Here is a 14,232-nt window from a genome sequence, read left to right as displayed (position 1 = left end):
CAGGTTAGAAGGAGGCGGACTCGTGGCGGCTACACCTCAGAACACCGAGCGCTCGACGGTCGCCGGTGGCGCGAAGCGCAGCCGGTCGATGCCGAGCCGAGTGGTGCCGCCGATCGAGCTCCCCGCGAGCGTCGACGAGCTCGCCCGCACCGCCGCCGCCCAGCTGGGCTGGAACGGCGTCGTCCTCCCCGAGACCACGATCCTCGGCCGCAAGGTCTGCGTGGTCGCCAAGCTTCGCACCGACGTGCACGCCGAACGCATCGCGATGGGTGCCGGCCCGGTGGCCGACCGCGCCACCGTCGACACCTGGACCTGGCCGGAGCTGGCCGGAACCGCCCCCGCCCCGGCCGCCGAGATCGTCGGCGTCCTGGCCGTCGCGCGCCACTGGCGCACCGCGATGGCCTCCGCGGTTCCGTTCGCCCGCTACGGCGAGGCCGCGTTGGTGCTGCCGTCGCCGGCCGTCCTCACCGAGGACTACGTCGGCAACTGCCTGCCGCGCGCCCGTGCGTACGGTCTCGCCGTCGTGACGGCCGACCCGAACGCGGTCGTCGACCTCGACCTCGAGGGCCGCACCGAGCGCGTGCTGCTCGCCGAGGACCCGGTCTCGCGGCTGGTGAACGAGGTCGTCTACGACCACCTGCTCCGCACCGCCGAGGCCCCCGCTTCCCTCGACTGACGGCCTCGATCGCACGGGGATAGGGTCGGCTCATGCGAGTCGTCATTGCTGGTGGACACGGTCAGATCGCGCTGCGGCTCGAGCGGCTGCTCGCCGCGCGCGGTGACGAAGCGGTCGGGATCGTCCGGAATCCCGCCCACGTGGCGGACCTCGAGGCCGCCGGCGCCCGAGGCGTCGTGCTCGACCTGGAGAACTCCGATGTGGACGCCGTCGCCGAAGTCCTGAAGGGCGCCGACGCGGCGATCTTCTCGGCCGGCGCCGGCCCGGGCAGCGGCACCGCCCGCAAGGACACTGTGGACAGGGGCGCCGCGGCGCTGTTCGCCGAAGCGGCCGAGCGCGCCGGAGTCCGGCGGCACATCCAGGTGGGCTCGATCGGCGCGGACAACCCGGACAACCCCGACGTCACCGAGGAGTTCCGGCACTACCTGCGCGCCAAGCGCGCGGCGGAAGACGACCTCAAGGCCCGCGACCTCGACTGGACGATCCTCCGGCCAGGCGCGCTCACCGACGACCCGGGCACCGGCCTGGTGCTGCTGGCCGAGCAGACGGGCCGCGGCCCGATCCCGCGTGACGACGTCGCCGCGGTGCTCGTGGCCCTGCTCGACACGCCCTCGTCCGTCCGCCGCACCCTGACGCTGATCTCGGGCGAGGATGCCATCGGCGAAGCGGTCTCCGCGCTGTGATCTCTCAAGCATCAAGAGAAATCGCCGTCTTCAGCGGCAGCGCCCACCCGGAGCTGGCCGAAGAGATCTGCGAACACCTGGGTGTGCCGCTGCAGCCGACGGAGATCCGGCGGTTCGCGAACGACTGCCTCGAGGTGCAGCTGCAGGCGAACTGCCGCGAGCGGGACGTCTTCATCATCCAGCCGCTCGTGAAGCCGGTGCAGGAGCACCTGGTCGAGCTGCTGCTGATGCTCGACGCGGCGCGCGGCGCTTCGGCGTCGCGGATCACCGCCGTGATGCCGCACTACTCGTACGCGCGCTCGGACAAGAAGGACGCGCCACGCATCTCCCTCGGCGGCCGCCTGGTCGCCGACCTGCTGACCACGGCCGGGGCGAACCGCGTGCTCGCGATGACCCTGCACTCGCCGCAGGTCCACGGCTTCTTCAGCGTCCCGGTCGACCACCTGCACGCGCTGAAGGAGCTGGCCAAGCACTTCCGGCAGTACGACCTTTCGCGCACCACCGTCGTCTCGCCCGACCTGGGCAACGCGAAGGAGGCGTCGCACTTCGCGCGGCTGCTCGGCGTCCAGGTCGCGGCCGGGGCGAAGGAACGCTTCCCCGACGACCGCGTCCAGATCAGCTCGGTGATCGGCGAGATCACCGGCCGCGACGTCATCGTGCTCGACGACGAGATCGCCAAGGGCAGCACGGTCATCGAACTGCTGGACAAGCTCGCCGAGCTGGAGCCACGGTCGATCCGCGTCGCCTGCACGCACGGGCTGTTCGCGGCGAAGGCCATCGAGCGCATCGGCAGCCGGGCGGAGGTGCTGGAGATCGTCTGCACCAACACGGTCCCGGTGCCCGAAGAGGAACGCGCCGAAAAGCTCAAGATCCTCTCGATCGCGCCGGCCATGGCCGAGGCGATCCGCCGGATCCACAACGGCGAATCGGTGTCCGCGCTCTTCTAGGCCGGGCCCAGCACCCGGTCGAGGTAGGTGTTCGTGAAGACGCCGTTCGGGTCGGTTTCCTTGCGCACGCGCAGGAAGTCGTCGAAGTGCGGGTAGCGCGAGCGGAGGACGCCGGCGTCGAGGTCGTGCATCTTGCCCCAGTGCGGGCGGCCGCCGACCGCGCCGGCGATCTTCTCGAACGCGCTGAAGTACTCGCGGTACGGCATGCCGGTGAACTGGTGGATGGCGATGTAGGCGGAGTCGCGGCCCTGCGCGGTCGACAGCCAGATGTCGTCGGCGGCGGCGACCCGCACCTCGACCGGGAACATCACCGGGTCCTTCAGTGTCGGGACCACGGCGCGTAGTTCGGCGAGCACGTCGAGCACTGATTCACGTGGAACAGCGTATTCCGTTTCGGTGAAGCGGACGTTGCGCGCGGTGACGAAGACGCGGTGCGAGGTGTCGCTGTACTCGCGCGCGGAGAGGACGTTCGACGCGAAGCTGCCGAGCGACGGCACGAGCCGCGGCATCAGCCGGCCGGTCCGGCAGAGTCCGCCGAACGCGACGTTTTCCATGATCCGGTAGTCGACGAACTCGCGGACCTTGCTCAGCGGCTCTGCGGTCTCACACCGGTTGTTGCGCTTGACCAGCGCGTTCTTCCCGTAGGGGAACCAGTAGAACTCGAAGTGCTCGTTCTGGTCGGCGAAGTCGTGGAAGCCCTCGAGGACCTGCTCCAGCGGCTCCGGCCGCTCCTGGGCGCGCAGCACGAACGACGGCTCGCACTGGAGCGTCACGGTGGTGATCACGCCGAGCGCGCCGAGGCCGACGCGGGCGGCGGAGAAGAGGTCGGGTTTGTGCTCCGCCGAGCAGGTGACGACCGAGCCGTCGGCCAGGACGAGCTCGAGCGCGGCGATCTGGGTGGCGATGCCGCCGAGGCGGGCGCCGGTGCCGTGCGTGCCGGTGGAAATCGCGCCCGCGATGGTCTGTGCGTCGATGTCGCCGAGGTTGGTCATGGCCAGCCCGAGCACGTCGAGCTCGGCGTTGAGCTGCTTGAGCGTGGTGCCCGAGCGGACGGTGACCTGGCGGCTTTCGAGGTCGACGCGCTCGATGCCGGTCCAGTGGCGCAGGTCGAGCGCGTCGGAGTCGGCGACCGCGATCGCCGTGAAGGAATGTCCGCTGCCCCAGGGGCGCACGGTCCGGCCGGCCGCGGCGACGCCTTCGACGACCGCCGCGATCTCCGCCGCGCTGCGCGGCTGGTGAACGTGCTGCGGCGAGGCGGACGCCGTGCCCGCCCAGTTGGTCCACCGGGTCATGCGCGCCCCCTCCATCGGTCGAATGTCCGAGACAGTATGTGAACAGTATTCGCGTTTCAAGCTTTGTTGTCGTACTTTAGACCTCGTGACCAGTGCGACGGTGTACGACTTGGCGACCAAGGACCTCGACCCCCCCTTGGCCGTGGTCGACTTGGCCGCCTTCGACGCGAACGCCGACGACCTCCACCGCCGCGCGGCGGGCAAGCCGATCCGCGTCGTCAGCAAGTCGGTCCGCTGCCGGGCGTTGCTGGAGCGCGTGCTCGCGATGCCGGGCTTCGCGGGCCTGATGTGCTACTCACTGGCGGAAGCGATCTGGCACGTCGAGCAGGGCACGACGGACGACGTGGTCGTCGCCTACCCGACGGCCGACCACGAGGCGCTCCGCCGCCTGGCCGCCTCCGACGAGGCCCGCGCGGCGATCACGATCATGGTCGATTCGCCTGCGCACCTGGATCTGGTGGACGCCGCTCTCGGCCACGGCCACCCGGAGATCCGCGTGTGCCTGGAGCTGGACGCGTCGTGGCGCCCGCTGCCGGGAGTCCACGTCGGCACCCGGCGGTCCCCGATCTTCACGCCGAAGCAGGCATCGGCGTTCGCCCGGCAGGTCGTGGCGCGGCCGGGCTTCCGCCTGGTGGGCGTGATGGCGTACGAGGGCCAGATCGCCGGCCTCGGCGACGCGGCCGGCCGCCGGCTGAACCAGGCGGTGATCGGCTGGATGCAGCGCCGGTCGGCGGCGGAGCTGAACCGCCGCCGCGGCGAAGCGGTCCGCGCGGTTCTCGAAGTGGCGGACCTGGAGTTCGTGAACGGCGGCGGCACGGGAAGCATCGAGTCCACGGGCGCGGACGCGGTGGTCACGGAGATCGCGGCAGGCTCCGGCTTGATCGGCCCCACGCTCTTCGACGGCTACACGCGCTTCAAGCCCCGCCCGGCGGCGCTGTTCGCCCTGCCGGTAGTCCGCCGCCCGACGCGCAAGATCGCCACGCTGTACTCCGGCGGTTACATCGCATCGGGGCCCACGGGACCCTCGCGCCAGCCGACGCCCTACCTCCCGACGGGCCTGAAGTTCCTCGGCTTCGAGGGAGCGGGCGAGGTCCAGACCCCGGTGACCGGCCGAGCGGCGCGGACGTTGCAGCTGGGCGACCGGGTGTGGTTGCGCCACGCGAAGGCAGGCGAGCTGGCCGAGCGCTTCACGCACTACCACCTGGTGCTGGGCGACCGGGTGGAACGCACGGTCCCGACCTACCGGGGCGAGCACCAGAACTTCGGCTGACGGGCCCCGGGACGCGGCTCGGTTCACACCACGCGACGCCCGTGCCCGAAGTCGATCCGCTCTGGGCAAAGTCGTCCGGTGCGTGTCGGCCGGCGAAGTGCACGGCGCCGGTCCAGAGCGGCCGCTGTCTTGGGAGCGCACGGCGGCGATCCAGCGCGGAGGAGCCGCCGCTCTCTCGGTCCCGACCGAGATGCGCCCCGGGGTTCCGCCGAGCAGCTCACCAGCCGAGGCCCGGACGCGGCCCACCCTCCCCGGGGGAACCCCCGCTTCCAGTCTATCGGCGCCTACCGACGAACCCGGGCGAAACCACCGAGTTGTCCACAGCTGTGCATACCTGTGGACAACTTCTGTGGACAGCTAGGACTGCTCCCCGAACCGAGCCGCCAGATAGCCCTTCACCACGTACTTGGCCTCCGCGACGATCTTCTCGTCCCCGCTCGGCTCCTTCCGGAAGGCCAGCTTCAGCAGCGCGTCGGCCACCTCGTTGGCGATGCCGATCGCGAACCGCAGGTCCTCCACCGGCCGGTCCACCTGCGTGGCCACCAGGTCCGTCAGCGAATCCACGATCACCGCGTTGTTGTCGCGTGTCTCGTCGAGCAGCTGCCGGTCGATGATGTCGCCGAAGTGGACCTTCGAGAACCCGGGCACCGAGCGGTGCATCTCCAGGTAGATGTCGAGGATCGAGTCCACGACGTCCCACCAGTGCTCCGGCCCGAGCTGCTTCAGCCGCTCGTTCACCGCGCCCACGAACCGCTCGAGGTTGCGGGCGGTAAGCGCTTGCACGACCGCTCGTTTGTCCGGGAAGAACTGGTACAGCGAACCGACGGCGACGCCCGCTCGTTTGGCGATCAAAGTCGTCGTGAGTGCGTCGTAGCCGAGTTCGTCGATCAACGCCGCGCTGGCGTCGAGCATCTGCTCGACCCGCTTCGCACTGCGTTGCTGAACCGGCTGGCGGCGCAAGGGGGTGGCTTCTGCCGGCACCTTCGCGGCCTGGATGTCGGACACGGCGCTCCTCCTCGTCTGATCTGGGACTTTATCGTGCCGACGGGCTTCCCCACGGACGAGTGACGACCTAGTATATGAGAACTTTTCATGTTCACCCGTACGGGTGGCCTGACGAAGGGGTCAGCGCCAGTGCAGAACCCGATCTTCCCGCCCGGCTTCCTTTGGGGTGTTTCGACCTCGGCGTTCCAGATCGAGGGCGCCACCAGCGAAGGTGGGCGCGGACCGTCCATCTGGGACACGTTCGCCGCGACCGAGGGCAAGATCGCCCGCGGTGAACAAGCAAACGTAGCCGCCGACCACTACCACCGCTACCCCGAAGACATCGCGCTGATGGCTGAACTCGGCGTCGGCGCCTACCGGATGTCCATCGCCTGGCCCCGCATCCAGCCCGACGGCAAAGGCGTGCCCAACCCCGAGGGGCTCGGCTTCTACGACAAGCTCATCGACGCCGTCTGCGAAGCCGGGATCGCCCCCGCCGTCACGCTCTACCACTGGGACACCCCCCAGGCGATCGAAGACGACGGCGGCTGGCTCTCCCGCACGACCGCTGAGCGCTTCGCCGAATACGCCCACATCCTCGGAGAACGCTTCGCCGATCGGGTGAAACTGTGGATTCCGCTCAACGAGCCGATGGTGATGTCCATCTTCGGCTACGCGATCGGCGAGTACGCGCCCGGCAAGACGCTCCTGCTCGACGCCGTCCCGACCGCGCACCACCAGAACCTCGCCCACGGCCTTGCCGTCCAGGCCCTCCGCGCGGCGGGCGCGACCGAGATCGGTACCGCCAACAACCACTCGCCGATCTGGCCGTCCGATGACTCCACTGCCTCTCCCGAGGACGAAGCAGCCGCCGAATGGCTCGACGCGCTGCTCAACCGGCTCTACGCCGACCCTGTGCTGCTGGGCAGCTATCCCGAACAGCTCCACGAGCACCTCCCCGCCGGGTTCGCCGACGACCTGCCGACCATCGCGCAGCCGCTCGACTTCTACGGCGTCAACTACTACGAGCCGCAGGGCGTCGCGAAGCCCAGCCCGGGCAACCCGCTGCCCTTCGACCTTCGCCCGATCGAGGGCTACCCGATGACGACGAACGACTCGCCGATCGTCCCGCACGCCCTGCGCGAGCTGCTGCTCGACTTCCACCGGCGCTACCGCGACAAGCTCCCGCCCATTCAGATCACCGAAAACGGCTGCAGCTTCGCCGACGTCGTCGCCGAGGACGGTGGCGTGCACGACCCCGAACGCATCGACTTCCTGCACAGCCACCTCGTCGCGCTGCGCGAGGCGATGGACGCCGGCGTCGACGTCCGGGGTTACTTCTGCTGGTCTCTGATGGACAATTTCGAGTGGTCCAAGGGCTACGCGCCGCGCTTCGGGCTCGTGCACGTCGACTACGAAACCCTGCGGCGCACGCCGAAGGACTCGTTCCACTGGTACCGGAAGCTGGTGCGGGATGAGCAGTGAGACGACCGAGACGACCGGCCTGCCGGAAGCCCTCGCCGAACCCGTCGTGCGGGTGCGCCCCGGCTGGATGAGCCTGCTGTTCTTCGCGAACATCGCGCTCTGGCTGGGGATCTACGCGCCGATCCAGGTGCTGCTGCCGCAGCAGGCCGAACTGCTCGACCAGGTGAACAAGGAGTTCGTGCTCGGCCTGGTGATGGGCGTCGGCGCGATCGTGGCGCTGGTCGTCAACCCGGCCGTCGGGCTGCTGTCCGACCGGACGTGCTCGCGCTTCGGCCGTCGCCACCCGTGGACGGTCATCGGTGCGGCCGTCGCGGCCGCCGGGCTGCTGGTGCTGGCCTTCGCGCCGGACGTCGCGCTGCTGATCGTCGGCTGGTGCCTCGTGCAGGCCGGGCTCAACGGCATGCTCGCCACGCTCATGTCCGCCATCGCCGACCGCGTGCCGGTCGGACAGCGCGCGCAGGTCGGCGGGCTCGTCGGCATCGCGCAGATGCTCGGCACGGTGCTGGGCGCGGTCGTGGTCGTCGTGATGCTCGGCATCGCCGGGATTCCGCTGGCGTACGCGGTCTGCGCGGTGATCGTCGTCGTGGGCGCCGCGTTCTTCGTGCTCCGGACGCCGGACGCGCGGCTGCCGGTCGAGTTCCGGCCGTCGTCGCAGGCCGGCGAGGTCCTGCGCAACCTGTGGGTCTCGCCGCGGCGGCACCCGGACTTCGCGTGGGCGTGGTCGTGCCACTTCATGATCAACCTCGGCAACGCGTTCGGGACGCTCTACCTGCTGTTCTTCCTCAAGGACGCGGTGCACTACGAAGACCCGGACACGGGGCTGCTCATCATGATGGGGCTGTACGGCGTCGCGCTCGTGATCGGTGCCGTGCTCGCCGGTCACTTCTCGGACAAGTCCGGACGGCGTAAGCCATACGTCCTTGCGGCGTCCGGCGTGATGGCGCTGGCCGCTTTGCTGCTGGTGATCTGGCAGAGCTGGCCGGTCGCGCTCGCGGCGTCCCCGCTGCTGGGCGTCGGCTTCGGTGCGTACATGGCTGTCGCGCTGGCGATGCTGACGCAGGTGCTCCCGACGGCGCAGGACCGGGCGAAGGACCTGGGCGTCATCAACATCGCGAACTCGCTGCCGCAGGTGGTCGCCCCGCTGCTGACCTCGCTCGTGCTCGCCTACCTGGGCGGCTACTCGGGACTGTTCGCGGCTTCGGCCGTCGCGACGCTCTTGGCCGCGGTGCTCGTGCTCCGCGTGAAAGCGGTTCGCTGAGAGAAAGTGGAACCGCGGGCCGGTGCCGGTCGGGGGAGGGGAGTGCAACGGCACCGGCCCGCGGAATTCAGGGGCCGCTCACAGGCGGATCACGTCGAGGCGAACCAGTGGTCCAGGCCTCTTCGATGATCAATCTAGCGGGGGATTACCGCCTGGGCTAGGCCTAACGCGTATTTTTTTCGATTAATCGCGGTGGGGACCGGGGTGAAGCGGCCGGGGACCGGTTCGCACTGCTCGGGGGTGCGGGCGAAACAGTCCCCGGCCGGGCGAGCGGGCGCGGGTCCGATGGGGCGATCGGCCGGCCGTGCTCGCCGGATCAGGGGTGGCGCGAAGGCCGGTGTCGGGTCATCACCGCGGGAGGTGGCGACGGCCCGGGGCCGTCAGGCCGTGACCGCTCGGCGCGGGTTCACCAGCGCGTGGCGACCGGTGGTCTCGGCCGCGGTGGGGGCCGGGGCCGGCCGGGCCTGCGCCGGGACCGGGCTCTTGCGGCGGCCCTGCAGCCGGCTGTCGCCGGAAGCCTGTTGCTGCGGCGCGAGCCCGCCGGCCACCAGGTGTTCGTGCGCGACCTGCCAGACCGAGCACGGCGCCTTGCAGCGGTGCCACCGGGTCGAGCAGGTGGGGCAGTCGCCGCGCTCGTCCGGCTCGTGCATCTTCAGCATCGCGCGCCACGCCTCCGTCAAGCGGGGGAGTTCGGAGCGCGCGACCGAGACGAGCGACTGGGCGTCGGCGCGGTTCGCCAGGTCGGTCAGCATGTCGAGGCGCTCCCAGACCGCATTGCGGAGGACCTGCCCGAGTACCTGATCCATGTCAGCTCACCGTTACCTTTCCGCCATCTTGGCGGCTTCGTTGAGCGCGGCGCGCAGCTGTCCGAGCTGGCCGGACGTCAACCGCGCGGTCTCGCCGGGGGGCGAGACCAGTACCACCTGGTTGTCTTCGACGAACACCGTCACCGCGCGTTCGCGGCTGATGAGGTCGCCGCACTGCACGCGCCACACCAGCTGACCGCCCTCGTAGTGCCGGACGTTCGCGGTGCGGGGGTCCACCGCGGCGGCGGGGGTGACCGGGCGGACGGCGGAGATGGGAGAGACCACCGGCCGTACGGCGCGGGTCGCCGTTCCGGCATGTCCCCCTGCGAACGAGTCCACGAACTCCACGCCCTTCTCCGCTCTGTCGTGCCGTCTCCGAACCCTTCGGGGCTCTGAAGATGCCTTCTGCAACATCGCCTTGTCATAAGCACTGCGGTTTTCGTAGCTCTCCGTGTTCGCTGCCGGTGTCCGGGCGGTGACGGAGATCTGACAACTACAGTGAGGTGAAACCGGGTGCGATAGAAGGTCGAAATGGCGTCATAGCGGTGACCGGACCAGGTTCCACGGTAAGCGGTCAACGGACTTCGCCCGGACCGATCAGGGCACCAGTTCGGCTGTTCACACGGTTCCGCAGGTTTGCCTACGCTGTTTCACAGACGCCCGACCGGACAGTGGAGGGGGCGCGATGGACGCCAGTAACGGTGGCAGTGCCGACGCCCGGCAGAGCCACGCAGTTCCCGCTGACGCGTGGGAGCAGCCGGAGATGAGAGCGGCTCTCGCGTCCCGCGAGATCAGCGCCGTCTACCGGCTCCTGCGCAAGCACGGTGTCTCGCAGCGCCAGATCGCCGCGATGACCGGCCAGTCCCAGTCCGAGGTGTCGGAGATCCTCAAGGGTCGCCAGGTCATGGCCTACGACGTCCTCACGCGGATCGCCGACGGCCTGGGTGTCCCTCGTGGATACATGGGCCTCGCCTACGACGAGGCCACGGCGATACGCGTCGTCGGCTCCGCCGACGGCCAGCAGGCTGAGGAGGACGAGTCCGTGAAGCGACGGAGGTTCCTCGCGCACGCCGCCCAGGTCACGATGGGTGCGGCGGTGTTCGGTCCGGAATCCGGCACGTGGTCGGCGGGGCCGGCCCGGACGCCGGCGCCCGGGCGCATCGGCATGACCGACGTGCGCCAGGTGGAGGCCGCGACGCGGGCTCTGCGCGCGCTGGACTACCAGTACGGCGGCGGGTTCTGCCGCGACGCCGTCGTCGCGCAGCTGTCCTGGGGCCAGCAGATGCTCGAGGCGCACGGCACGGACATCGTCAAGAACCGGCTGTACGTGGCGCTCGCCGACCTCCACTCCCTGGCCGGCTGGACGTCCTTCGACACCGGGCTGATGGACTCCGCCCGCGGCCACTTCGCCAACGCGCTGGACCTCGCCAAGCAGGGCGAGAACCACCCGCTGGTGGCCAACGTGCTCTACCGCATGGGCCGCGTCTACCTGCACCAGGACGCCCCGAACGACGCGCTGAAGCTGTTCCAGCTGGGCCAGATCGCCGCCCAGGAATCCGGCTCCGAGCTGGCGGTTTCCGTGCTCTGCGCGAACGAGGCGTGGGCCTACGCGATGATGGGCAACGAAGAGCAGGCCGTGAAGCTGCTCGGCCGGAGCAAGGACGAGTTCGAGCGCGCCAACCTGGCCGAGGCCGAGTCGTGGGTGAAGTTCTTCACCGAGACCGACGTCTACGCCATGGTCGGCACCGTCCACACGGTCCTCGCGCAGAAGAACGCCGAGCACACGAAGTACGCGATCCCGGCGTTGACCAGGGCCGTCGAGTCCTACGACGACGAAATGGCCCGTTCCAAGACGTTCATGCTGAGCGCACTGGCCACCAACCACCTGCTGGACGGCGACCTCGACCACGGCTCCAAGGTCGGCGGCAAGGCCATCGACTGCGCCGAGGGCATCAAGTCCGAGCGGGTCAAGGACCGCATGCGGCCTCTGCAGGACGAGGCCGAGCGCCGCCGCAACAACGCCGACGCCCGTGACCTCGCCGATCGCCTCAACGCTTTCTACGCCGCATAGCGCCGAAGGAGCCGGAACCGTCTTGGACGGCCGGTTCACCTCCGGCAAGCTGCGGGGGGTACTGGCGGAGACCTGTGCGCAGCTGGGTTTCGACCCGGCGGGCGCGCGCCTGCTGCGATTCACGAACAACGCGGTGTATGCGCTGGTCACCGCGCCTTTGGTGATCCGGATCGTCGGCTCCACCCGGCTCCGGCACCGCGTCGAAACCGTGGTGCGGGTGGCCCGGCACTTCGAACGGCATGACGTCCCGGCGATCCGGCTGCTCGACGGAATCGAGCAGCCGCTGCAGGTCGGCGGGCACCTCGTGACCGTGTGGCACCAGGTGCCGAGCATCGGCCGCCCGGCGACGTCCACCGACCTGGCCCGCCTGCTGCGCCAGGTGCACGCGCTGCCCGCGCCCGACGGTCTCGCCGGATGGGCGCCGTTCGCCGCGGTGCGGGCCCGGGTGTCCGACGCCGAAGAGCTCACCGCCGGCGACCGCGAGTTCCTGCTCGAACGCTGCGCCGAGCTCGAAGCCGCGCTGGCCGAGCTGGAGTTTCCGCTGCCCAGGGGCCTGGTCCACGGTGACGCCTACCCGGGCAACGTCATCCCCGGGCCGGACGGGCCGGTGCTCTGCGACTTCGATTCGTCGTGTGTCGGCCCGCCGGAGTGGGACCTGACGCCGCTGGCCGTCGGCCGTGAGCGGTTCGGTGACCCGGCGGTGCGCTACCGGACGTTCGCCGCGGCGTACGGCTTCGACGTCACGTCGTGGCCCGGGTTCGCCGTGCTCCGGGCGATCCGCGAACTGAAGCTGACGACGAGCGTGCTGCCGATCCTGCGCAGCCGCCCGCAGGTGCGGCCCGAGCTCTACCGCCGGTTGGACGACCTCCGGAACGCCCGGACGGACACGCGGTGGACGCGTTACCGCTGAGCGTGATCTGTCACTTCATGTGACCGGCGCCACAGTCTGCACGTGCATTCGACGACGGCAAATGACCGTTCGTCGCTTCGGAAATGCGGTCAGCTCTGGGTAAAAAGTTCGGTCCGACCGGTCGCCCCCAATGGTCTACCCCTCATCCCAATGCGCAAGTTGCAGCTACTCGCCGTGACCTCAGACCGGCTCTACCAGCGGGGAAGGGCTTTCAAGACGCGACGACCGGCGCCCGCGTCAGCACCACGGCGAAACCGAAGGCGAGTCCCATGACGGTCAGCTCGAGCGTCGCCCACGCGGCGAGCGCCGTCCGGTTGTGCCGGGCGATCTGCGGCATCAGCCGCCAGCGGGTGTACGCGCCGAGCAGCGCGATGACGCCGGTGCACACGAACTTCAGGACGAAGAGCTGCCCGTACGGCGTCGTGAAGATCGCCGCCCAGAACCCGATGGTCGGGTTGAGCGAGATTTCCACGAGCCCGTTGAACAGGCCGGTCGCCGCGGACAGGACCAGGCAGAGCGTCGCGAGCTTCGAGAACCGGGGCAGCGCGTGCGCCAGCAGCGTCCGGTTCGCGACGAGGAGCACGGTCATCGCGCCGAGGCCGCCGGTCCAGGCGACGGCGCTCATGACGTGCAGCTCCATCGAGATCATCGTGTAGTCGTGGTAGTTCCAGTTCGACGCGTGCCCGGTGACCGGCAGCGGCAGCAGTGCGAACAGGCCGAGCCCGACGCGGACCTCGGCGGGCACCTTCTCGCCGAAGCGCAGGGCCAGCGCGCCGATCCCGGCGTGGACGAGCGCCAGCGCGGCGACGATGACGAGCGCCTTGCCGGCGCCGACCGCCCCGATGTAGTCGCCGATGTCGCCCGCCGAGAGCGTCGACGAGCCCGGCTTGTACTCGGCGGTCTGCAGGACCAGCGCGACGACGGCGGTCGTGGCCCAGACGAGCGCGGCCGCGACGCCGGCCGGCCGGGCCAGCCGCATGATCGGCTCGGTGAGCTTCGGCCGGTCGTAGCCGACGAGCACGGACAGCAGCGCCAGGCCGATGGTCGTGACCGCGGCCAGGTCGAGCAGGACCCGGACGACCGGGATGCCGGCCGAGACCACCGCGCTGGGCTGCACCACACCGGGGATCGGCGTGGTGGCCATGAGCGCGACGCCGATCAAGGCGCCGAGCAGGCCTGCCGTCACGACGCACAGCAGTGTCCAATAGCGGGGTTTCGCGGTGGTCTCGGCTTGGGTCATCGTCAGTTCTTCTCTTCCACGGACCGGCCCGAGCGCAGGGCCACGGTCAGCCCGATCGCCAGCAGGACGACCGCGCCGGCGATCCAGACCCAGATCGGCACCCCGGTCGAGCCGGACTGCGGGGCCGCTGCCGACGAGCTGCCCGGCGACTTCGCCGCGTCGACGGTCGCCGGCGTGCCGGTGCCCGCCGCGGTGAGGGTGAAGGTGAGCTCACCGGTCACCGGGTGGCCGTCCGCGGACAGCACGCGGTAGCCGACGGTGTACTTCCCGGCCGGGCCGAGCGGCCGCAGGGGCGCGCTGATGACGTTGTTCACCACGCTGATCGGTCCCTCGGCCCACTGGCCGCCGCCGGGTCCGGTCACCGCGATCTGGTTGACGTCCGCGCCCTGCACGTACTGGTCGAAAGTCAGGCTGATCTTCTGCGGGCCGGCGGCGACGGACGAGCCGTTCGCCGGGTCCGAAGAGATCAGCACGTTGTGCGCCAGCGCCGGGGTGGGAGGGGCAAAAACCAAAACCCCCCCCCCCCCCCCCCCCGCGGGGCGCCCCCTCCCCCCTCCTTTTTCCCCCCCACCCCCCCTTGTCCTTTTGGGCCCCAGTAGCGTATCCGACC

General features: G+C 70.1%; 14 protein-coding genes. 8 read left to right on the top strand and 6 right to left on the bottom strand.

Annotation, left to right across the window (positions count from 1 at the left end; all coding sequences use genetic code 11):
* The first annotated feature begins 22 nt into the window (after nt 1-22).
* The 3 genes from ACZ4TR_RS00780 to ACZ4TR_RS00770 are packed head-to-tail and all read left to right on the top strand — an operon-like array spanning nt 23 to nt 2,306.
* Nucleotides 23-676, top strand: coding sequence for a hypothetical protein (locus ACZ4TR_RS00780; RefSeq protein ID WP_465285197.1), 654 nt, complete (start codon nt 23-25; stop codon nt 674-676).
* Nucleotides 677-708: 32 nt separating this feature from the next.
* The gene (locus ACZ4TR_RS00775) at nt 709-1,359 is read left to right on the top strand and encodes an SDR family oxidoreductase (RefSeq protein WP_465285196.1); all 651 of its coding nucleotides are present in this window, start codon (nt 709-711) and stop codon (nt 1,357-1,359) included.
* A complete protein-coding gene (locus ACZ4TR_RS00770) occupies nt 1,356-2,306 on the top strand; it encodes a ribose-phosphate diphosphokinase (protein ID WP_364518379.1) in 951 nt (316 codons plus the stop codon). The genes ACZ4TR_RS00775 and ACZ4TR_RS00770 overlap by 4 nt, the downstream gene beginning before the upstream one ends.
* Here ACZ4TR_RS00770 and ACZ4TR_RS00765 read toward each other — a convergent pair.
* Nucleotides 2,303-3,598 (bottom strand): D-arabinono-1,4-lactone oxidase, encoded by a 1,296-nt coding sequence (locus ACZ4TR_RS00765; protein WP_364518377.1) that lies wholly within the window; start codon nt 3,596-3,598, stop codon nt 2,303-2,305. The two genes, ACZ4TR_RS00770 and ACZ4TR_RS00765, sit on opposite strands and share 4 nt — an antisense overlap.
* A gap of 85 nt (nt 3,599-3,683) precedes the next feature.
* On the opposite strand from ACZ4TR_RS00765, the gene ACZ4TR_RS00760 reads away from it, so the two are divergent.
* Nucleotides 3,684-4,868 (top strand): amino acid deaminase/aldolase, encoded by a 1,185-nt coding sequence (locus tag ACZ4TR_RS00760; RefSeq protein ID WP_465285195.1) that lies wholly within the window; start codon nt 3,684-3,686, stop codon nt 4,866-4,868.
* Nucleotides 4,869-5,225: 357 nt separating this feature from the next.
* Here the strand turns inward: ACZ4TR_RS00760 and ACZ4TR_RS00755 are convergent, their stop codons facing one another.
* Nucleotides 5,226-5,873 (bottom strand): TetR/AcrR family transcriptional regulator, encoded by a 648-nt coding sequence (locus tag ACZ4TR_RS00755; protein ID WP_364518373.1) that lies wholly within the window; start codon nt 5,871-5,873, stop codon nt 5,226-5,228.
* A gap of 129 nt (nt 5,874-6,002) precedes the next feature.
* Here ACZ4TR_RS00755 and ACZ4TR_RS00750 point away from each other — a divergent pair, with 129 nt between their 5' ends.
* Both ACZ4TR_RS00750 and ACZ4TR_RS00745 read left to right on the top strand, forming a co-directional pair.
* Nucleotides 6,003-7,337: a GH1 family beta-glucosidase gene (locus ACZ4TR_RS00750; protein WP_465285194.1), complete on the top strand. Its 1,335-nt coding sequence runs from the start codon at nt 6,003-6,005 to the stop codon at nt 7,335-7,337.
* Nucleotides 7,327-8,595 (top strand): MFS transporter, encoded by a 1,269-nt coding sequence (locus tag ACZ4TR_RS00745; protein WP_465285193.1) that lies wholly within the window; start codon nt 7,327-7,329, stop codon nt 8,593-8,595. Before ACZ4TR_RS00750 ends, ACZ4TR_RS00745 begins: the two co-directional genes overlap by 11 nt.
* 380 nt (nt 8,596-8,975) lie before the next feature.
* On the opposite strand, the gene ACZ4TR_RS00740 is transcribed toward ACZ4TR_RS00745, so the two are convergent.
* Together ACZ4TR_RS00740 and ACZ4TR_RS00735 are read right to left on the bottom strand one after the other, a co-directional pair.
* Nucleotides 8,976-9,401 carry a hypothetical protein gene (locus tag ACZ4TR_RS00740; RefSeq protein ID WP_364518367.1) on the bottom strand — a complete coding sequence of 142 codons (426 nt, stop codon included), beginning with the start codon at nt 9,399-9,401 and terminating at the stop codon, nt 8,976-8,978.
* Nucleotides 9,402-9,413: 12 nt separating this feature from the next.
* The gene (locus tag ACZ4TR_RS00735; RefSeq protein ID WP_364518366.1) at nt 9,414-9,749 is read right to left on the bottom strand and encodes a hypothetical protein; all 336 of its coding nucleotides are present in this window, start codon (nt 9,747-9,749) and stop codon (nt 9,414-9,416) included.
* A gap of 337 nt (nt 9,750-10,086) precedes the next feature.
* On the opposite strand from ACZ4TR_RS00735, the gene ACZ4TR_RS00730 reads away from it, so the two are divergent.
* Together ACZ4TR_RS00730 and ACZ4TR_RS00725 are read left to right on the top strand one after the other, a co-directional pair.
* Nucleotides 10,087-11,472, top strand: coding sequence for a helix-turn-helix transcriptional regulator (locus ACZ4TR_RS00730; RefSeq protein ID WP_364518364.1), 1,386 nt, complete (start codon nt 10,087-10,089; stop codon nt 11,470-11,472).
* A 22-nt stretch (nt 11,473-11,494) separates the two neighbouring features.
* The gene (locus ACZ4TR_RS00725; protein WP_465285192.1) at nt 11,495-12,382 is read left to right on the top strand and encodes a phosphotransferase enzyme family protein; all 888 of its coding nucleotides are present in this window, start codon (nt 11,495-11,497) and stop codon (nt 12,380-12,382) included.
* A gap of 211 nt (nt 12,383-12,593) precedes the next feature.
* Here ACZ4TR_RS00725 and ACZ4TR_RS00720 read toward each other — a convergent pair whose 3' ends face one another.
* Together ACZ4TR_RS00720 and ACZ4TR_RS00715 are read right to left on the bottom strand one after the other, a co-directional pair.
* Nucleotides 12,594-13,622, bottom strand: coding sequence for a copper resistance D family protein (locus tag ACZ4TR_RS00720; RefSeq protein WP_465285191.1), 1,029 nt, complete (start codon nt 13,620-13,622; stop codon nt 12,594-12,596).
* Between the two features lie 2 nt (nt 13,623-13,624).
* Nucleotides 13,625-14,095 carry a copper resistance CopC family protein gene (locus ACZ4TR_RS00715; protein WP_465285190.1) on the bottom strand — a complete coding sequence of 157 codons (471 nt, stop codon included), beginning with the start codon at nt 14,093-14,095 and terminating at the stop codon, nt 13,625-13,627.
* Nucleotides 14,096-14,232: the final 137 nt, after the last annotated feature.

The organism is Amycolatopsis sp. NPDC028719, assembly GCF_055565395.1.
This window is presented reverse-complemented; position numbering and strand designations above follow the sequence as displayed.